General features: G+C 40.9%; 14 protein-coding genes. All 14 read left to right on the top strand.

From position 1 onward, the window contains the following. Positions 1-72: 72 nt before the first annotated feature. The 14 genes from metH to nusB all read left to right on the top strand — a co-directional run bounded on the left by metH (position 73) and on the right by nusB (position 20,366). On the top strand, positions 73-3,600 hold the full coding sequence (gene metH, locus V7K42_RS16195; RefSeq protein WP_334917764.1) for a methionine synthase: 3,528 nt from the start codon (positions 73-75) through the stop codon (positions 3,598-3,600). Between the two features lie 683 nt (positions 3,601-4,283). Then, a complete protein-coding gene (gene hpsA, locus V7K42_RS16190) occupies positions 4,284-8,903 on the top strand; it encodes a hormogonium polysaccharide biosynthesis protein HpsA (RefSeq protein WP_334917762.1) in 4,620 nt (1,539 codons plus the stop codon). Between the two features lie 25 nt (positions 8,904-8,928). Beyond that, positions 8,929-9,663: a hormogonium polysaccharide secretion pseudopilin HpsB gene (gene hpsB / locus V7K42_RS16185; RefSeq protein ID WP_334917760.1), complete on the top strand. Its 735-nt coding sequence runs from the start codon at positions 8,929-8,931 to the stop codon at positions 9,661-9,663. A 145-nt stretch (positions 9,664-9,808) separates the two neighbouring features. After that, complete coding sequence (hpsC, locus tag V7K42_RS16180) at positions 9,809-10,849, top strand: hormogonium polysaccharide secretion pseudopilin HpsC (protein WP_334917759.1); 1,041 nt, start codon at positions 9,809-9,811, stop codon at positions 10,847-10,849. After that, a complete protein-coding gene (locus V7K42_RS16175; RefSeq protein ID WP_334917758.1) occupies positions 10,846-11,586 on the top strand; it encodes a pilus assembly FimT family protein in 741 nt (246 codons plus the stop codon). Before hpsC ends, V7K42_RS16175 begins: the two co-directional genes overlap by 4 nt. 223 nt (positions 11,587-11,809) lie before the next feature. After that, complete coding sequence (gene hpsE / locus V7K42_RS16170; protein WP_334917756.1) at positions 11,810-12,769, top strand: hormogonium polysaccharide biosynthesis glycosyltransferase HpsE; 960 nt, start codon at positions 11,810-11,812, stop codon at positions 12,767-12,769. Between the two features lie 20 nt (positions 12,770-12,789). Further along, positions 12,790-13,770, top strand: coding sequence for a hormogonium polysaccharide biosynthesis glycosyltransferase HpsE (gene hpsE, locus V7K42_RS16165; protein WP_334917754.1), 981 nt, complete (start codon positions 12,790-12,792; stop codon positions 13,768-13,770). A 15-nt stretch (positions 13,771-13,785) separates the two neighbouring features. Continuing rightward, positions 13,786-14,778 carry a glycosyltransferase gene (locus V7K42_RS16160; RefSeq protein WP_334917752.1) on the top strand — a complete coding sequence of 331 codons (993 nt, stop codon included), beginning with the start codon at positions 13,786-13,788 and terminating at the stop codon, positions 14,776-14,778. A gap of 25 nt (positions 14,779-14,803) precedes the next feature. After that, complete coding sequence (locus tag V7K42_RS16155) at positions 14,804-15,370, top strand: type II secretion system protein (protein ID WP_334917750.1); 567 nt, start codon at positions 14,804-14,806, stop codon at positions 15,368-15,370. Positions 15,371-15,402: 32 nt separating this feature from the next. Next, positions 15,403-16,044 carry a TIGR04282 family arsenosugar biosynthesis glycosyltransferase gene (locus V7K42_RS16150; RefSeq protein ID WP_334917748.1) on the top strand — a complete coding sequence of 214 codons (642 nt, stop codon included), beginning with the start codon at positions 15,403-15,405 and terminating at the stop codon, positions 16,042-16,044. Between the two features lie 384 nt (positions 16,045-16,428). Then, positions 16,429-17,271, top strand: coding sequence for a hormogonium polysaccharide biosynthesis protein HpsJ (gene hpsJ-B / locus V7K42_RS16145; protein WP_334917746.1), 843 nt, complete (start codon positions 16,429-16,431; stop codon positions 17,269-17,271). Positions 17,272-17,397: 126 nt separating this feature from the next. Then, positions 17,398-18,291: a glycosyltransferase family 2 protein gene (locus tag V7K42_RS16140; RefSeq protein WP_334917744.1), complete on the top strand. Its 894-nt coding sequence runs from the start codon at positions 17,398-17,400 to the stop codon at positions 18,289-18,291. A gap of 546 nt (positions 18,292-18,837) precedes the next feature. Further along, a complete protein-coding gene (locus tag V7K42_RS16135; protein ID WP_334917742.1) occupies positions 18,838-19,602 on the top strand; it encodes a DUF502 domain-containing protein in 765 nt (254 codons plus the stop codon). 122 nt (positions 19,603-19,724) lie between these two features. Continuing rightward, positions 19,725-20,366: a transcription antitermination factor NusB gene (gene nusB / locus V7K42_RS16130; protein WP_334917740.1), complete on the top strand. Its 642-nt coding sequence runs from the start codon at positions 19,725-19,727 to the stop codon at positions 20,364-20,366. Positions 20,367-20,537 lie beyond the last annotated feature (171 nt).

Raw genomic sequence — 20,537 nt, 5'->3', positions numbered from 1 at the left:
AATTGTGGAAAATAATAAAGTAAGTCGAGTATCACAAGACTCACTTGATATCCTCATTTCTTCTAGGAAAATATGACTCATTCTTTCCTTGAACGCCTGCGTAGTCCAGATAGCCCTGTTCTCGTCTTCGACGGGGCGATGGGAACAAACTTACAAACCCAAAACCTGACTGCTGAAGACTTCGGCGGCCCACAGTATGAAGGCTGTAACGAATACTTAGTCCATACAAAACCCGAAGCTGTCGCTAAGGTTCACCGCGACTTTCTCGCTGCTGGTGCTGATGTCATTGAAACCGATACCTTTGGTAGTACCTCCCTAGTGCTGGCAGAATATGACTTAGCAGACCAAGCCTACTACCTCAGCAAGACAGCCGCAGAATTAGCCAAGCGTATAGCTGCGGAATTTTCCACGCCAGAAAAACCCCGGTTTGTGGCAGGTTCCATCGGCCCCACAACCAAACTCCCCACCTTGGGACATATTGACTTTGACACCATGAAAGCTACTTTTGCCGAACAAGCAGAGGCGCTGTGGGATGGTGGTGTCGATTTATTTTTAGTGGAAACTTGCCAAGATGTGCTGCAAATTAAGGCGGCGCTGAATGGAATTGAAGAAGTGTTTGCCAAAAAAGGCGATCGCCGACCGTTGATGGTGTCTGTGACAATGGAAAGCATGGGCACAATGTTGGTTGGTTCCGAAATCAGTGCTGTGCTGACAATTCTGGAACATTACCCAATAGATATTCTCGGTCTAAACTGTGCCACAGGCCCAGACTTGATGAAACCACATATCAAGTATCTGGCAGAACATTCACCTTTCATCGTTTCCTGTATTCCCAACGCGGGTTTACCCGAAAACGTTGGCGGTCAAGCGCACTACCGCCTGACACCGTTAGAATTACGGATGTCGCTGATGCATTTTGTTGAAGATTTGGGTGTCCAAGTGATTGGGGGTTGCTGTGGGACGCGTCCAGAACACATTCAACAATTGGCAGAACTTGCTAAAGGTTTGAAGCCAAAAGTTAGACATCCAAGTTTAGAACCAGCAGCAGCATCAATTTACACCACTCAGCCCTACGACCAAGATAATTCCTTCTTGATAGTTGGCGAACGTCTTAACGCCAGTGGTTCCAAAAAGTGCCGCGATTTGCTAAATGCCGAAGATTGGGATGGACTCGTTTCAATGGCGAGGGCGCAAGTCAAAGAAGGCGCACACATCCTCGATGTCAACGTCGATTATGTGGGACGCGACGGCGTGCGAGATATGCACGAATTAGTTTCGCGCATTGTTAATAATGTGACATTGCCCTTAATGCTTGACTCCACCGAATGGGAAAAGATGGAGGCAGGTTTAAAGGTTGCCGGTGGTAAGTGTTTGCTGAACTCCACCAACTACGAAGACGGGGAACCGCGCTTTTTGAAGGTGCTGGAGTTAGCGAAAAAATACGGTGCTGGGATAGTCATTGGTACTATTGATGAAGATGGGATGGCGCGGACAGCAGATAAAAAGTTTGCGATCGCCCAACGTGCATACCGTCAAGCTGTAGAATACGGCATACCACCCACAGAAATATTCTTTGATACCCTAGCATTACCCATTTCCACCGGGATTGAAGAAGACCGAGAAAACGGTAAAGCCACCATTGAATCCATCCGGCGCATTCGTGAAGGATTACCTGGGTGTCATGTAATTTTGGGTGTTTCCAATATTTCCTTTGGTTTAACTCCAGCCTCGCGGATGGTGCTGAACTCAGTGTTTTTGCACGAGGCGACGACGGCGGGAATGGATGCAGCCATTGTCAGCGCTAACAAAATTTTACCGCTCTCGAAGATTGAGGAACGCCATCAAGAAATTTGTCGCCAGTTGATTTATGATGAGCGGAAATTTGAGGGTAATGTCTGCGTTTACGATCCTTTGGGAGAGCTTACCACAGTATTTGCCGGGGTAACAACTAAGCGCGATCGCTCTTTAGATGAAAGTCTCCCCATCCCAGAACGCCTCAAACGCCATATCATCGATGGCGAACGCATTGGCTTAGAAGAACATCTGAAAAAAGCCTTAGAAGAACATCCCCCCTTAGAAATTATCAACACCTTCTTGCTAGATGGCATGAAAGTTGTCGGGGAATTGTTCGGTTCTGGACAAATGCAGCTACCTTTCGTCTTGCAATCTGCGGAAACCATGAAAGCAGCGGTGGCGTTTCTAGAACCCTTCATGGAAAAATCCGAATCAGGTAACAATGCCAAAGGAACCTTTATCATTGCCACAGTTAAAGGCGATGTCCACGACATTGGTAAAAACTTGGTGGATATCATCTTGTCCAACAACGGCTACAAGGTGATTAACCTGGGAATTAAACAACCAGTAGAAAATATCATCAACGCTTACGAACAGCACAAGCCTGATTGTATAGCCATGAGTGGCTTGCTAGTAAAATCCACCGCCTTCATGAAAGAGAACTTGGAGGTATTCAATGAAAAGGGAATTAGTGTCCCCGTAATTTTAGGTGGTGCGGCGTTGACTCCCAAGTTTGTCTATGAAGATTGCCAAAATGCCTACAAAGGTAAAGTTGTTTATGGCAAAGATGCCTTTTCTGACTTGCACTTCATGGATAAATTAATGCCAGCAAAGGCAACCAATAATTGGCAAGATTTGCAGGGATTTTTGAACGAAGTGGAAACTGCTGAAGTTTCGACAAATGGTCACAAAGAACCAAAAGCTACAACTGCTGAAAAAATATCTGCTGAACCAAAAGAAGTAGATAGACGGCGTTCCGAAGCAGTAGCGATAGATATTGAACGTCCAACGCCGCCTTTCTGGGGAATGAAGTTATTGCAGCCTAGCGATATTCCCATCGAGGAAATATTCTGGCACTTGGATTTGCAAGCTTTAATTGCTGGACAGTGGCAATTCCGCAAACCAAAAGAACAATCTAAGGAAGAATATCAGGCTTTTTTAGCTGAGAAAGTTTACCCAGTTTTAGAAACTTGGAAACAACGGATTATTGAGGAGAATCTGTTACATCCCCAGGTGATTTATGGTTATTTCCCTTGCCAAGCCGAGGGTAATTCTCTACATATATATGACTCAGAAAGTCAATCACAGCAGATTGCAACTTTCGAGTTTCCCAGACAAAAGTCATTAAGGCGGCTGTGCATAGCAGATTTCTTTGCACCAAAAGAATCGGGAATTATTGATGTCTTCCCGATGCAAGCGGTCACTGTAGGAGAGATTGCCACAGAGTTCGCTCAAAAGCTGTTTGCTGCTAATCAATACACTGATTATCTGTATTTCCACGGTATGGCGGTGCAGGTGGCGGAAGCTGTGGCTGAATGGACACACGCCAGAATTCGCCGTGAGTTAGGTTTTACTGCTGAAGAACCCGACAATATTCGGGATATATTAGCACAACGCTATCGTGGCTCACGGTATAGTTTTGGTTATCCCGCTTGCCCAAATATCCAAGACCAATACAAGCAACTGGAGTTATTGCAGACTGACAAGATTAAATTGTATATGGATGAAAGCGAACAACTTTATCCAGAACAATCTACCACTGCAATTATTACTTACCACCCACTAGCCAAATACTTTAGTGCCTAACCCATATCCCCTCTCCTGATTAAGGAGAGGGATTGGTTTTGCATAGTAAAATCAGGGTAATATCATGTCCGGTCAAACAAAAGTCAAATGCGAACACTTCGTTGTACTCGCAATGACATATCATAAGTAATTTGCCGGACATGATATAAGTTATTTTAGGGGCTACGCGATAAATCTTAAATTGCGTCACCAAAGACTTGTGTGTACACCATAGATTAACGAGAGATGAGTATTTGTGTCAGCAAATACGGGGTGAGGCTTCGACAGTATTGCACCGAAGTGAGAACCCCTATCTCTAATTATTTTGCACCCAACTGCTATCTTTCATTTAATGTTTGGGTATTATAAGCTTACTCCGTTAACAACATCTTCATAAATTGTCTTCATATAAAATACATTTCCGCAAATTCACTATGAAGTTATGTTCTTACTGTTTATCGGATTTGAATTAAATAATTTTGAAAAAATCAGTATTTACCGGATAAGATGAACAATTCATAAATGATATAACTTGAATAAATTGCATTTTATTATAGCTACTTTATTTGAAAATTAGTTTAAAAAGATGCACTAATTAAATAAATACGACCTTAGCTTATGCCTATAAAAACACTTTATAGGCATAGTTAAAAACGTATAACAAAAAGTAAGCCCGCTACAAATAACTTGACAGGGAAGCAGCTATGTATCGAGAAATTCAGCTAGTCAAGGCAATTCAAAAAATATTAATACAAATTAGCAAGCAGTTCTTATCTACGATTAACAAACAACTTATTTGGCTCCTAAGAACTTTTTTTGGCAATCAAAGAAGGCGCAGAGCGGAGAATGCTGGTTTTTTATTGCCGACAGTGGCAATGGTAATTTTAGTAGTTGTCTTGTTAACAACTGCAATTTTGTTTCGATCTTTTGAACGCTCCAAAAATGCTAGTAATGTCAGGGTGAATGAGGCTGTGCTAAATGCCGCATCACCAGCCCTTGACAGAGCTAGAGCAAAACTAGATAAGCTATTTGATGACCGCCGACTACCACGAGCCACACCCTCAGATACAGCTTTAGAGACTACTTTAAGAACTTATTTGAATGAATATAGCTTTGGCGACGAAACTCAACTAAATGTAAATTATGGCAGTGAAACTGCACTGCCAACTGCATGGATGTTCCCCATTGATACAAATAACAATGGGAAATTTGACACCTATACTCTTTATGGAATTTATTTCCGAAATCCGCCTATAACCAGTGGCTCATATAGTCGTGCTAGAAATCCTCTAGAGGCAAGAACTCCACCCATGACCTCTGGTAGTATTAGCAACGGTTGTCAAGATACTTTAGGAACCAGTGCTACGTTGGTGGGGAGTACGGGCTGGTTTAATATTGCTGGTAAGCTGAAGAAAAGCTTTTTTGTTTACACTGCTAACGTTCCCATCACTAGCCAACCTGCTGATACAAACTACGAAACTTTCACCGGTAATAAAGGTTTTTCAGGTTTAGAGTATCAACAAGACCGCGTTCAACTACCGCTAGTTAACAATGCGGTGGTTTATGACGATGATGTAGAACTTACCCCAGGCCCTACATTTAACCTAAATGGACGGATATTAACTAATAGTAACTTCCTCACTGGTAGTAATGGTAATACGGTTACACTTTATCAGGTCAGTAGTAAAAATTCCTGTTTTTACGATGATGAAAACGCCAAAATTGTTGTTGGTGGAAATTTAGGCGCAGGTCTTTTCACCAGTGACACTGATGATGCAAACAATACTACTGTGGTGCATTTATTCCGAGGTTTAGGAGCTGATCCTGAGACTTCTTCTGGCGTTAACGTTAAAGATAACAAATCAGTCACTGGAACAGCGAATAGGCTTGCGTACAATAGTTTAGCTTATGTACAGCGCATTAATCTTTTGGTGAGAGGGCAGACTCTTAACGCTTCATCTACCGATCCACAAGAAGTCATAGATGGCATTACACAGCAATTAAAAGTATTAAATCTAACAACGTCTACCGCATCCACAGACCTACAAGCTAGTATCCGTAATAACCAGCTAAGACTTTATTTTAAAAAACGTACACGCCGTGTACCTTATGCTGAAATTGCCTTCGGTGGAAATGCAGTAGGGACTTATATCGATACTACAGTGCTACAAGGAAGTGGTGATTCACTGCGTCCACCAGACACTTGGGTTTATCCTTTTGATCCCACTGATGGTAAAACTAGAACTAATTATGCCAATTTAACACTCAAAGCTAATACTTCTGATAGTTCTAAGCTATTACCTAGTGCTACAGAGCCAACTAAACAGCAACAAGTAGGTAAAGAGCAGTATCTTGGCGATCGCATTTTGCTAGGTAATAACCTACCTGCATTGTGGTGGAACGGGACAACATTTATTGGTTCAGATAGTACAGATAGCCAAAGTATCACAGGTATTAACTGGGACGACCCTTCAACTGCAAATCGCACTCGCCGTAGTCGTGTACAGCAATTAGCTGATTTAGGGACTGTTGACCGAGATGGAGACTGGGAAGCATCTGCTGCTACCATACCAAGTACTCCCCAAGATTCTGTAGGTGGTTTAAGGGTAGTGACTGGTGCAGGGATTTATTTGCCTAGTAATTTGACTGTTAGTAGTTCCCAAGCAAACTTTAGCGCAGCTGCAACCCAAATCTGGTCAGATATGATGCCAGTACCTTCGGAAACAGCTACTGTTGGCACAAGCGTTGATGCTAGAGACATAGCAGGCGGCTTTGACTATTCAACAATTCAAGTCTCAAGTCAACCATATTTACGGATGCGGGCTACAGCAGTTTATCACTACCAAGCTAGTGGCTACACCCAGACAAGCCCTACACCAATCGCTTGTATAAGTAGTTACTACGACCCAACTAATACTACTACCGCTCATAACCTCAATAGTCTTCCTTCAGCGACAGGTTTTATCTATGACAAAGCTGCAAATGGTTTATCCAACAATGGCATCGTTTATCCAGCTCCAACCAAGACTGTATCAGACTATCAGTATTTGCTAAATTACCAAATTAATTTAAAGTATCTGAATGGGCGGATGGTGAATGAAGTTCTAAAGAATTCTTTGGGAAAAGTAGCTTCCTCTCGGACACTTTCAGAACAGTCTGCCATCGATAGTGCCATTTGTGCTATCCAGATATTAGATGGTACTCTCAGTCCTAGTAACACTGTTATTCCTCACGGCGCAATTTATGAAACTGCCTTTTTAGATGCAAGGCAGATTAAAGCAATTCATAAAGATATATCAGCATCAAATCCTGGTTTAGAAACATTCACTAACGGCGATGGTGTAAATGGAGATGGCACTGGAACTTTACCAAACCCATCTACAGACTATGAACTTGCCAAAGAAACCCGCCAACCTCTAGAAATTCGCACCACTGTATTAGATATTAGTAAGTTGCGCGTAACAGCTTATGGCACAGCAACACCACAGGAATATTTAATTCCCAATAGCGGTATTATTTACGCTACTCGTGATGATGCACTTTTAGATTTGAGTACTGCTTCTGGTATTACGGCAACAGATACAGCTACACAAATACAGAACAAAAAAGATACTCAAAAATCAAGTAGCCCTGTAGACTTCAAACTCGATCCAACTCGCCGTCCTAACGCCATCATGTTAATCAATGGCAACCCAATCTGGCGTACAAGTAATTACAGAGATGGAGAAAAAGGTTTAATTCTAGCTTCTAATTTGCCCGTCTATATTAGAGGCGACTTTAATATACATACCCAAGAAGAGTTTACAACAGCTCTAGCTAGTGATTGGAGCAATTTTTACTCTCGCACTGCATCAACCCGTAATCCTAACTTTGCTTGTCGTAAGAATGACCCTAGATTACCAAACTGTACCACTGGGGACGCATGGCGACCTGCCAGCGTGTTGTCAGATGCAGTCACACTTCTTTCTAATAACTTTCAGTTTGGCTACCGCAGTGATGGAGACTATGACCTGAATAATAACCTGGGGGATAACACTTCAATAACCAACTCTAAGATCAATGGATTTGTTTTTCTGAACAGCAGTAATGCAGTAATTACTACCAACAACAGCAATGTCATCAATGCTGCTTGGTATGACACTAGCACTGGTTCTAATAATGGTTTACCCCTTGCTAGTAAAAATAGTTCTTACCTCAATAACTTTATTACACCCATCCAACGAAGGAAAAATGCTCCAGAGTATTTAATGGAAGTATGTCCGAAACTACCTGTTTCAGCCTGCGATCCAGGTACTGATTGGTGGATAGCACTACCAGGTGATGGTAATCTAAAAGCCTCTGATGCTACTGGAACTTTTTCTCTTGCTACCCATAAGGCAGGCACAACAGCAAAATTACCGACTGATTCTAAATATCTTGGCTATCCTCGACGTGTTGCTTTTCTTCGTGGTACATCTGCACGTCCTGTAACAAGAGGATCGTCTGCGACAACTTATTCAAATGGAGAGCTAGCACTTGATTCTAGTAATAAAGCAACCATTATAGGTATCAGGACTAATGCAATAACTCAAGTTCCATTGAGTAGTTTTGGTTCTAGCAATAGACCAGATTCCATAGATAATGCCCTATGGTTCCTAACATCTGGTACTAATGACGATAATCAGCCGCCAAGAGTTACTGTAGGCTCAGGCACAACCGATCAACCAACTTTATCGCCAGTTTTACAAATTCAAGTGGCTTTCGGCACTGATGAAACTGTATCACCAACATCAACCAGTAGAATAGGCCCTGGCAATACGCAAGGTAGTAATTGGATGCAACAAGCATCAGCTACTACTTTCAACGTAGCCGCAGCAGGGGGAGACACGCCAGCTCGCACTACAGAAGATAATGGTGGTTTACACAACTTTGTCCGCTTCTTAGAAAATTGGAACCCAACTGGAGACGTTAGCAATGCTATTGCAGCTAGGATCAGTGGCTCCTTTATCCAAAGAACTCGTAGTGCCTATGCTACTGCACCATTTGTAGCATTCTTGACTAGCTCATCTAGTGCAGTATATCCAATTGCCAATGGTAATGGTCAGATACCTTTTTATCTGGCTCCTAAACGGCAGTGGGGTTATGATGTCGCCTTGCTATCGCAATCACCAGACGCATTTTCGCAAAAATTAGCGATAACGCCAGATGACAAACCCAACGAATACTTCCGAGAAGTTGGTCGAGATGACGTATGGGTGCAAATGTTGTTGTGTGCCAAAAAAGCCTCAGATAATACTAATGCCGTCGATCTGGATCAACGTCCTAGTTCTACTTGCCCATCATAAAAATGTCAGAAACTCGTTAGCAACTATGATTAAGCGCAAACAACAGCAAGTAAGTTACCTATCTGATGAGGCTGGTTTCACGATTATTGAGTCGCTGGTAGCAATACTCATAGTTGCTATTTTACTGGCAGCGATCGCACCTACTATCGTGATTGCAACAGCAACCCGCGTCCAATCAAAACGTGTAGAACAAGCCACCCAAGCTGCCAGAAGTTTCATTGATGGTGTTAAATCTGGAGCAGTGACAACCCCTGCTACCACTATTACACTGACTCAATCAGCCGTTGCAACACCCAGGTATTTAAGTGACAACTTACTCAACACAGGCTCCACAAGTATGCCAGCTCCTACATCATCAACATCGTTATATTGTGTGAGAAAAGATGGAAATAACAACCTAGCTATTGCTAACCCAGACTGTACTACTCCCCCAACAGGTATGACCAACTTATTTTACATTCAAGCTGTAAAAATCGTAGTAGCAGGAAGCACCCCAACAGATACAACAACTGGTCTACCAAAAGATGGCTACCGTTTGGGAATTCGAGTTTATCGGTCAGATATTGACTTTACTAATGCTAAGGCTAGCAACGGTAGTGACAAAAAAACACAAAGAACTTTCACGGGTACTTTAGGCGATCGTCAATCCCCACTAGTAGAAATGACAACTGAGATCGCCTCTAGAAGCACTAGCTTCAATGCTCTATGCCAACGTCTTGCTATTACTGGCAGCACTACTAGTAACACCACTTGTAATTAACTTCTATGTAGTGAGGTTGAAAGATATAACTTTTTAATAAGATGATAATTCAACAACTGCAATGGTTAACATCGTCAACACATAGCATAATTTCACACGATCATTCGCTAGATGCATTTATATGACTAAGGGGTAGACTGTGGTTATGAAGAATTTGCTCAGATTTCTTCTCAGCATTCAGCTGAAACACTCTAAGTTTGTTCAGCAAGCTAATGGTTTTACCCTGATAGAACTTTTGATAGCCTTATTGCTGGCATTCCTAGTGCTTACACCACTGCTAGGATTTATGATTAATATTCTCAGTACAGATCAGAAGGAGCAAGCAAAGGCAAATTCTGAACAAGAAATCCAGTCAGCAATTGATTACATTGGCCGTGATTTACAACAAGCTGTCTATATATATGATGGAACTGCACTGACTAGAAATTCAAACACTACCGCAACAAGCTCAGGAATTCAAGACCAAATACCCCCTGTTAAAAAAGCTGGTTTTTGTGATTCTTCTAGTACTACTGTTACTTGTAAACCCGTTTTAGTGTTTTGGAAACGCAAGTTTATCTCAAGTGTTATTACACCTTCTAGCACTACAACAAGTAAAGATGATACTTTTGTTTACTCATTAGTTGCCTACTATTTAATCAAAGATAGTACCAGCAGTACTAATACCACTTGGTCAAAAGCGGCTCGTATTGCCAGATTTGAAATTAGTGATGGAATTCTTGCTACTAGTGGTAGTCCTAATTGTAATACTACTGACTATCCTAATGATTCATATATTGACACCAACCACTGCCCCGATCCAGGTTTTCAGCGTTTTAACCTGAATCTACCAGGTGCCGTAGGTATAAATCAGCAAATGAATTCATGGAAAACAGCCAGTTCAGTTTATGATGCAACAAAAACACCTGTTGTAGTACTAGTCGATTTTATTGATCAAACCTCTATTCCAACAAGTACAACAGATCCATCATATCCTCAGTGCCCCACTGGAATACTTAGCAAGGGTAGTTTTATGGGCTTTTATGCTTGCGTTGATGTTGCCAACACAACAGCACAGGTGTTTTTACGAGGTAATGCCCTGGCTAGGTTGCAAAATACCAATTTCGATTACTCTTCAAGTAACCAAACCTACTTTCCAACAGCAAGCGTCCGCGTGCAAGGACGTGGATATTTATTTACTAGATGAACTTGACAATAGACGGCACAATTAATGGTGAGGTTATGATGGGCAACTTAACTTTCAAGTTATTCCATACTAGGATGTGTAATCAAGACACCAAGCAGCGATTTGATCCTCAACATGATGCTGGTTTTACTTTAATAGAATTGCTTGTAGTGGTGCTAATAATTGGAATTTTATCTGCGATCGCAGTTCCCAGCTGGTTTTCCTTTGTGAACCGACAACGCTTGAATAAAGCTCAAGATGCTGTTTTAGCCTCCATACAGCAAGCACAGCAAACAGCTAAAAAGACCAAACTTAGCTATAGTGTCAGTTTTACAACTGATAGCACTAATGTACTAAAAGTTGCAGTTTATCCCAGCAGTTCCTCTGGTATTTCCTTAAGTGACAATAGCTGGCAAAGTTTGGGCGGAGATTTACAAATTCCAGCAGGCTCAGTGGTGTTGAGTACTAACATTGCTACTCCAAACAAAATTACAACTAATTCAGCAATATCCGATACTAAGTCTACACCATACGCTTCTACTACTCAACCACACACTATTACCTTTGACTATCTCGGTACTCTACCAAATGCCAACTTTGGCACAATCGCTACAGGTTTAACAGATGCACCAGGGTTAAAAATTGTGCTGGCTTCCGCTGGAAGTTCTGTATCATCCTCTAATAGCTTAAAACGATGCCTCATTGTTGATACTCTCTTGGGTGCAACTTTTAAGAAAAAAGATGGTGACTGCAATTAAATATTCACTTGTAGCATTAAAATAAAAAAGATACCTAAAAATACGGTATATAAAACAGCAAAATTGATAGCAAAATTGATAGATAAGTTGCAGTCTACCCGATTTTACATATTTGACTGATTATTAACCACTAGGAAGAATTTGTAATATTTTGTCGTATTTTGATTACTTGAGCATACTATAAAGAGCATCACATCACACTTAGAAATATAATTTTAGAGCAATGAACAATTGCCTTGACTTTACTGTAGCTATCCCAACTTACAACGGTGAAAGTCGTCTGCCGGAATTACTAGAGCGACTACAAAAGCAACTTCACACAGAAAATTTATCTTGGGAAATTATAGTTGTAGACAATAACAGCACTGATAATACAGCTAAACTTGTTCAAGCCTATCAAAAAAATTGGCAATGTCCTTACCCTTTAAAATATTGCTTTGAAGCAAAACAAGGCGCAGCTTATGCTCGAAAGAAAGCAGTCGCAGAAGCTAAAGGTAGATTCATAGGTTTTCTAGATGATGACAATTACCCAATATCAACTTGGGTATCCGCAGCTTATACTTTTGGCGAAAAGTATCCCAAAGCGGGAGCTTATGCTAGCCAAATTCACCCTGACTGGGAAGTAGAACCACCAGAAAACTTTCAGCGAATCGCTCCATTTTTGGCAATTACAGAGCGAGGTAATTTACCACTATTATATGAAGCGTCAAAAAAATTACTACCTCCTTCTGCCGGTCTTATTGTCCGTAAACAAGCATGGTTAGAAAGTGTCCCAGAAAAATCTATTTTAACTGGGAGAGTTAAAGGCAATATGCTTTCTAGTGAAGACTTAGAAATGCTGTCTTATATCCAAAAATCAGGATGGGAAATTTGGTATAACCCAGAAATGGAAATTTCTCATAAAATTCCAATTTCTCGGTTACAAAAAGATTATTTAATTCCCTTCTTTAGAGGTATTGGACTTAGCCGTTATGTAACTAGAATGGTTAGTATAAAACAGATATATAGACCAATTGCTCTTTTATCTTACATGATAAATGACCTGCGTAAAATTGCTTTGCATTTACTCAGATATCGAACTAAGCTAAAACATGATTTGGTACTTGCTTGTGAAATGGAGCTTTTCCTAAGTAGTTTGATTAGCCCTTTTTATCTTTGGAAAAACGGATACTTTAAAAAATAAATTATCAAAAAATAGGTATAATGAGCAAATTAGAGGTTGAAAGTTTAGATATTAGCGTAGCTATCCCTGCATATAACGGAGCAACCCGTTTACCTAAAGTTTTAGATAAGCTATTAACCCAGATAGGAGTAGAAAAACTTCACTGGGAAATTATTATTGTGGATAATAATAGTTCGGATAACACATCTGAAATAATCCAGAATTACCAAAAAATATATAATGGCAACTGTCATTTAAGATATTTTTTAGAAACCGAACAAGGAGCTGCTTTTGCACGACTGCGGGCAGTCCGTGAAGCAAGAGGTGAGCTAATGGCGTTTTTAGATGATGATAACTTACCTGCTCCTGATTGGTTAGCTCAAGCATATACTTTTGGATTAGAGCATCCTCAAGCAGGTGCTTGGGGTGGACAGATTCATGGAGATTTTGAAGTAAAGCCACCAGAAAATTTTGAACGAATTCAAGCTTTTTTAGCTATCAGAGAACATGGCTCAAATCCACATTTATTTGATGCGGAGAATTTAAGACTTCCTCCCGGAGCGGCGCTTATTGTCAGGAAACAAGTATGGTGTGAGAATGTACCACAACGCCCGACTTTAAGCGGAAAGTTACCTGGTATTTTGGTGCAGGGAGATGACTATGAACCATTGCTTTATATACATTATGCAGGCTGGCAAATTTGGTATAACCCTACCATGCATACTTATCATCAAATACCACATTGGCGACTGGAAAGAGATTATCTACTAACTCTGGCACGTGGCTGTGGATTGTGTATTTTTCATCTGCGTTTGATAAATACGAAAAATTGGCAAAAACCAATAGTTTTTGTGAAAACTATTTTAGGGAATTTACGTCGAGTATTACAACACCTTATTCAATATAGGGGGCAATTTAAAACTAATCTAATTGCTCTTTTTGAGATTGAGTTTTACTTGGCTAGTATGATGAGTCCTATTTACTACTTAAAATGTAATTTAGGCAGAGGACTAAAAAATTAAAGTAGCCTGTTACTAATGATTGATTTTACTCCAAAATTACCCAAAGTATCTGTAATCATACCTACTTATAATAGTGAAAAAACTATTAGCTACACAATTCAATCTGTTCTACATCAAACTTTTACTAACCTAGAACTAATTGTAATTAATGATGGTTCCCAAGATTCAACTTTAGAAGTTATCACACAAATCTCAGACTCACGAATACAAGTCTTTTCCTATCCCAACGCTGGCGGAAACGTTAGCCGTAACAGAGGTCTACACCGTGCCGTTGGAGAATTTGTTAGTTTCTTGGATGCAGATGATCTGTGGACACGCGACAAACTTCAGTCTCAATTAAAGGCTCTGCAAGAAAACCTTACAGCAAAAATAGCTTACAGTTGGACTGATTATATTGATAAAAATGGTGAATTTATCCTTTCAGGCAAACGCGTCAATGTTAATGGAAATGCTTATGAAAATTTGTTACTAAATAATTTTCTAGAGAATGGTTCCAATCCCTTGATTTGTAGAAAGTCTTTAATTACATTAGGTGGCTTTGACGAATCTTTAAGTGCAGCTCAGGATTGGGATATGTGGCTACGATTAGCTTCTAAGTTTGATTTTATCTGTGTACCATCTGTACAAATCTTATATCGTATAAGTAGTAATTCAGTTTCTTCAAATTTTATCAGACAGGAAAAATCCTGCTTGCAAGTGCTTAAGAAAGCCTATAAACAAAAACCTTCTACACTTAAGAATAGTTGGAATATAAGCCTAGCTAATTTATACAAATACCTGACCTGCAAAGCTTTACAGAAGCCATTTAATCGACAAAGAGGTTTAGCATCCGCCAGATTTTTATGGAATTATTTTATTAACGATCCTTCAAGACTTAAAAATATAAATTTTACCTCCAAGCTGTTATTGAAAATCATCATAATTCTGATAGTGCCCACCTTACTTTACAGCTTTACTAAGCAACGCGAAGTAAAAAGTCAAGAAACTCAAATATTGATCAACAGTTAGATTACTGAAACAAGACTAGAAAAAAATGAATATAAGGGTGCATTTACCGTTTATAGTTAATGCAAAAAATGTTTTTAATAAGCACTCAAATAGTGGTTTTACTCTACCAGAAATTTTAGTGGTTGTTTTATTAATTGGTATATTAGCTACGCTAGGAATACCCAACTGGCTAGCTTTTGTGGAGACTCGCCGCCTCAACACTGCCCAAAACCAAGTTTACCTTGCTATGCGCCAAGCCCAAAGCCAAGCCACCAAGGAAAAATTGACTTGGCAAGCTAGCTTTCGTGAGCAAAACAGCATAGTTCAATGGGCAGTTCATCCTGCTACAGTAAATCCATCTGGCGCTAACTGGAATAACTTAGATTCAAATGTGCGTTTAGATGCGGAAACGACCTTACAAATTTCAAATGGCGTTAGGCAAATTAAATTTGATTACAGAGGTAATATTATTTCGCTACCTCGAAGTATAACCATTTCTAGCAAGTATGCTGGTAAGGCTAAACGCTGCGTCTATATTTCGACTATTTTAGGAGCAATGCGAATAGCAAAAGAACACGCTACAACCAACAACGAGGGCGATTATTGCTATTAAGATATTTTTAGTTGAATCAAACAAGGTATTTTGTGCTGAACTTACCAGTAAAACCGAAACAGCACCTGATTATTTTTACTCGCTATCCAGAACCAGGTAAGACAAAAACTCGATTGATACCTGCTTTGGGAAATCTTGGTGCTGCCAATCTTCAACGGGAAATGACTGAACATACAATATTTCAAGTTCAAGAATTACAAAAGAAAATTGTCATATCTGTGGAAGTACGGTTTGCGGGTGGCAATTCGCAACTTATGCAAGACTGGCTGGGGTTGGATTTGGTTTATCAGTCTCAAGGTGAAGGGGATCTAGGTTCGCGGATGGCGCGATCGCTTTTCGATGCTTTTCAATCGGGTGCAGAAAAAGTGATTATCATCGGTACAGATTGTCCTGGAGTGAATGCCCAGATTATAACAACAGCCTTTGAGAAGTTACACAACTTTGATCTTGTACTGGGCCCTGCGATCGACGGTGGATATTACCTAATTGGTTTGTGCCAACCCATCCCGGAGTTATTCGCTAACATCGAGTGGGGAACTGCTCAAGTATTCCAGAAAACCGTGGAAATTGCCCAGAGACTTAAATTATCACATACTAGCTTGTCACCTTTAGCTGATATTGACCGACCGGAGGATCTGCCGATTTGGGAACAAGTCTTTATGGAAGAAATGTAAAGATGAGGGAGATATTGACACTCCCCGCTCTTACAAACTAAGAGACTTGCGTGGACTAATGGAAAATTAAGATTTTGAAACCCGCGTAGGTAGGTTTTGTCTGTATAGCTGAGACTTCCAAGCGATTGCTGCAAGATGTTACATATTCAATGAGTCGTATTCCACATCTCTACATTAGGTTAGTATCTTAAAACACCAGGAATTTCCTGAAGACACTGTACATCACAAATGTTACTGTGGCCTAGTTGAAAACCAAGAGGCAGATAGCCTTTACCAGTATTGAATCTGCTTTGTGTTTCTACACAAAAGTCACGGTCATGGGCACAATATTCAAGTAACTTGAAATATGCAAATCACTCATATTCACCGCCAGTTTGAAAAACTATGGTTAACCGTTTTACTTCCGTGAGTACTGCCCTCACAGTTAAGGTAGTAGGAATAATCTGCCTGTTGTCCTTTTTTGTGGACTTTTTGATTCTATTGTTACCCTTTCAACCTACAGATCGGGTATGGCAAATCAACTTGGCAACAGCGCTAGTCGATCGGGGAATTGTTCCTCTGGTAGGACTGGGGCTGCTATATGCTGCTTACTGGATAGAAAGCGCTGATGCAGGAAGCGATCGCCCCCAAGGGATCGATTTAAGATTTACCGCCGCAATCCTCTCAAGTATTTTAGGGTTGATGTTCTTGCTGATTTTTCCCCTGCACCTCAATAACGTCAATCAAGCTAAGACTCAAACACTTAACCGCATTACCCAAGAAGCAGATCAGGCAGAAACCCAACTCAATACTCGGTTATCGCAATTGCAAGCACAACTGAATACCGATCAAGGAAAAGCTCAACTAGAGCAACTGCGAAACCAAACCAAAACTCAGTTTAGTGAAATCCTTAAGGACGATCAAAAATATAAGCAAGCACTGGAAAGCTCTCAAATTCCCGCAAATATCAAAGAGTTACTGAAGAAGGCTAAAACAGATCCCCAAGCGCTTGACAAAGCTATTGAACAACAAACAGATATTCAGACGCTGCGAACTCAACAACTGAGCCAGGTTCGCCAGCGCAGAGACGAAGCACTGCAACAAGCTAAAGATACTGCTTGGAAGTCTGGGCTACGGATTGGGATTAGCAGTTTGCTGTTATCTATTGGTTACATTATCATCGGCTGGACAGGCTTAAGAGGTAGGGGTGCTGTACAAGGTGGTAAACCCAGAGCTACCGCCCGCTAATTCACTATTAGCATGGCAGTAGGACGGATTCAAAAATTATTGACGGCTTATACTGCCATGCTCCTAGTAGCTAATAAAAATAAAAATGCAATTATCACTGAGTAAAATCGCTATAAAACTTGGGTAATGTTTTCAATTTACATACTGACATATAACGAAGAATTAGATATTGCTGCTTGTATTGAATCGGCTATGCTATCGGATGACATCATTGTTGTGGATTCATGCAGTAGCGATCGCACTGTGGAAATCGCCGACCGCTATCCCATCCGCGTCGTCCAACACGCTTTTGAAAGCCACGGCCGCCAGCGCACCTGGATGTTAGAGTCTATCCCCCCGAAGCACGAATGGGTTTACATTCTCGAAGCTGATGAGCGGATGACACCAGAACTATTCGCGGAATGCGAAAAGGCAAGTCAGCATCCAGACTATATTGGTTACTACGTGGCTGAACGTGTCATGTTCATGAATCGTTGGATTCGGTACAGCACACAGTATCCCCGTTACCAAATGCGCCTCTTCCGCCACGGTAAAGTGTGGTTTACAGACTACGGTCATACTGAACGGGAAGTTTGTGAGGGTGCAACTAGCTTTTTAAAGGAAACATACCCCCACTACACTTGTAGCAAAGGTTTGAGCCGTTGGATTGACAAACATAACCGTTATTCTACAGATGAAGCTCAAGAAACCCTGTATCAGCTAGAACAGGGAAACGTCAACTGGCAAGATTTATTCTTTGGCAAATCGGAAGTCGAAAAACGCCGCGCTCTAAAAGATTTATCTTTGCGTTTACCTGCTAGACCGTTGCTACGCTTTTTATATATGTATTTTATTTTAGGCGGCTGTTTAGATGGACACGCTGGACTTGCTTGGTGTACATTGCAGGCATTCTACGAATACCTGATTTTGCTCAAAGTCTGGGAAATGAAGTATTTACCACAACCTAATTTAGGCACAACAGTAATTCTTGCACAAGAAAGTACACAACAATTACAGAGTGCGGATTCTGAAAATACGTAGTTAACGTAGTATAAACAACTTAAATTGGAAGTTTTGTCAGTAAAATTCACAAGCAGGGATCGGGTGGGTAGGCGATCGCAAAATCGGACTTTTTCCGAAATGGGGTAGCACATCTAGTTGTACTACCCTAAGGTGCTTTACATTTAAAAAAACCACCATAATAAATTAAGATTTTTAACAGACCATTTTCATAAAAGTCACTCCCAATCAAAAGTAAGTGACTGACCGAATAAAATAACCCCCTCAGTTGACCTGGTGGTACTTTCACAATCATGAGCAGCTTTTGATTGAGCGCGATAGATTAGTAATACCTCATGACTTGCAACAATCATTTACAAGTCTTATAAGGAAAAGTAACATCCTCTGAGAATAACCAGCTGCCATCGGATTGGTTGATATCTATGTGTATGCTTGTAGGAAAATAGCTGATTTCCAGCAAAAAGTACGTGTTTTTGCCGTAGCAGTCAGGCTGCTAGTATTTTGGATAGTTACTTGAAGCAACTTCTGCTGCAAGTAAGGTCTTTGCTATTTGACAAATTTGCTGGTATGGATACCAATAACAAAAGTTCCTCTAGCTTAAAACAGGAGAATCGGGGCTTGGTAGTCGATCGCCTAAAACAGGACTTAAAAAACGACCTGATTGCTGGTTTGTTGGTAGTAATTCCCCTAGCAACTACTATCTGGCTGACAATTACCATTGCTAGTTGGGTAATCAACTTCCTCACCCAAATTCCCAAACAACTGAATCCCTTTGATGGGTTAAATCCAATTCTAGTAAATTTACTGAATTTATTAGTAGGATTAGCTGTGCCACTACTATGTATTTTATTGATGGGATTGATGGCTCGCAATATTGCTGGACGGTGGTTGTTAGATTTTGGCGAGCGATTATTACAGGCAATTCCTTTAGCCGGACAGGTATACAAAACTCTTAAACAGCTTTTAGAAACAATACTAAAAGATTCTAATGGCAAATTTCGTCGGGTAATTTTGGTAGAGTATCCCCGCCGAGGAATTTGGGCGATCGCCTTTGTCACTGGTGCAATCAGCAGTGATATCCAAGCCCAGATGTCCCGCCCCGTCCTCAGTGTTTTTATCCCCACCACCCCAAATCCAACTACCGGATGGTACGCAGTCGTTCCTGAAGATGAGGTAGTGAACCTCTCCATATCCATTGAAGACGCTTTTAAAATAGTTGTATCAGGTGGCATTGTCGCCCCCAATACGCCTTTGGTTTTACCCAAAGAGTCTAATCTGGAGGTGAAACACGACGAAATCAAGCGGCAGGTTATTTCCGTTGAAGAAACTTAAATTCAATCTGGCAAAGTCACAAGCAAATGCGTAATGTTATTGTTTGACTGTGCCAAAATTGATAGACTTGTAAGTTTGCCCGGCCTAGTTAATCATTTCTCGCACAATCACCCCTCACTTTTATGCAACCTCGTAAACCCCAGCAAATTGCTCGTGAATTGGCACTTTTAAGCCTTAGCCAATTGCCAGTCAACCCAAAGAAATTAGATGCATTACCAGACGATCAACTAGTATCCAAATTGGTGCTAGGAGCAGTACGCACCCTGACCTCAGAAGTGCAAGATACCCTCGATAATGCCGCAGGTGAACTGCAACGCAGTAACGATCGCATCTTGAGTAGCCAAACTCGGGCCTCCGATCTCAATTCTGCTAGAGCAATGCTTCAAGAAGCGATCGCCTGTACCCAGACAGCAATCAATCAATTGGGTACAGCAGTTGATTTCCCCGAATTGATTCAACTGGCTAATCAAGATAAGGGAGTCCGTAATTATGCTAAAGAGCTTGTGATTACCGTCAACGAAAATCGACATATTATAGATGAACTTATTTCTACTGCTTTAGTAGATTGGCAAGTAACTCGCCTCGCCCAAATTGACCGCGATATCCTGCAAATCGCTGTGGCAGAAATGAAGTTCTTAGGAGTTCCAGATAGTATCGCCATTAACGAAGCTGTGGAGCTAGCCAAACGCTACAGTGGAGACGACGGTCATCGATTTATTAACGGTGTTTTGCGCCGAGTCACTGAGCAGAAAAAAACAGCATAGTACCATACCTGAATTCGTAATTCGTAATGACGCTCTCTACGAGACGCTAAAAGCGAACGCAGACTCGCTACCGCTGCACTAACGTAATTCGTAATTCCTATATTGCCATGGAGAAAAGTCTGTAGTCGCTTCTGCGGCTTTCTTGTCGCGGAACTTCTCTCCTAGCTCTAG

This window comes from Nostoc sp. (genome assembly GCF_036917455.1).
Lineage (GTDB): Bacteria > Cyanobacteriota > Cyanobacteriia > Cyanobacteriales > Nostocaceae > Nostoc.
This window is presented reverse-complemented; position numbering and strand designations above follow the sequence as displayed.

Excerpts from the sequence above, each read along its gene's own strand:
- metH (WP_334917764.1), top strand. The coding sequence starts at position 73 with ATGACTCATTCTTTCCTTGAACGCCTGCGTAGTCCAGATAGCCCTGTT.
- hpsA (WP_334917762.1), top strand. The coding sequence starts at position 4,284 with ATGTATCGAGAAATTCAGCTAGTCAAGGCAATTCAAAAAATATTAATA.
- hpsB (WP_334917760.1), top strand. The coding sequence starts at position 8,929 with ATGATTAAGCGCAAACAACAGCAAGTAAGTTACCTATCTGATGAGGCT.
- hpsC (WP_334917759.1), top strand. The coding sequence starts at position 9,809 with ATGAAGAATTTGCTCAGATTTCTTCTCAGCATTCAGCTGAAACACTCT.
- V7K42_RS16175 (WP_334917758.1), top strand. The coding sequence starts at position 10,846 with ATGAACTTGACAATAGACGGCACAATTAATGGTGAGGTTATGATGGGC.
- hpsE (WP_334917756.1), top strand. The coding sequence starts at position 11,810 with ATGAACAATTGCCTTGACTTTACTGTAGCTATCCCAACTTACAACGGT.
- hpsE (WP_334917754.1), top strand. The coding sequence starts at position 12,790 with ATGAGCAAATTAGAGGTTGAAAGTTTAGATATTAGCGTAGCTATCCCT.
- V7K42_RS16160 (WP_334917752.1), top strand. The coding sequence starts at position 13,786 with ATGATTGATTTTACTCCAAAATTACCCAAAGTATCTGTAATCATACCT.
- V7K42_RS16155 (WP_334917750.1), top strand. The coding sequence starts at position 14,804 with ATGAATATAAGGGTGCATTTACCGTTTATAGTTAATGCAAAAAATGTT.
- hpsJ-B (WP_334917746.1), top strand. The coding sequence starts at position 16,429 with ATGGTTAACCGTTTTACTTCCGTGAGTACTGCCCTCACAGTTAAGGTA.
- V7K42_RS16140 (WP_334917744.1), top strand. The coding sequence starts at position 17,398 with ATGTTTTCAATTTACATACTGACATATAACGAAGAATTAGATATTGCT.
- V7K42_RS16135 (WP_334917742.1), top strand. The coding sequence starts at position 18,838 with ATGGATACCAATAACAAAAGTTCCTCTAGCTTAAAACAGGAGAATCGG.
- nusB (WP_334917740.1), top strand. The coding sequence starts at position 19,725 with ATGCAACCTCGTAAACCCCAGCAAATTGCTCGTGAATTGGCACTTTTA.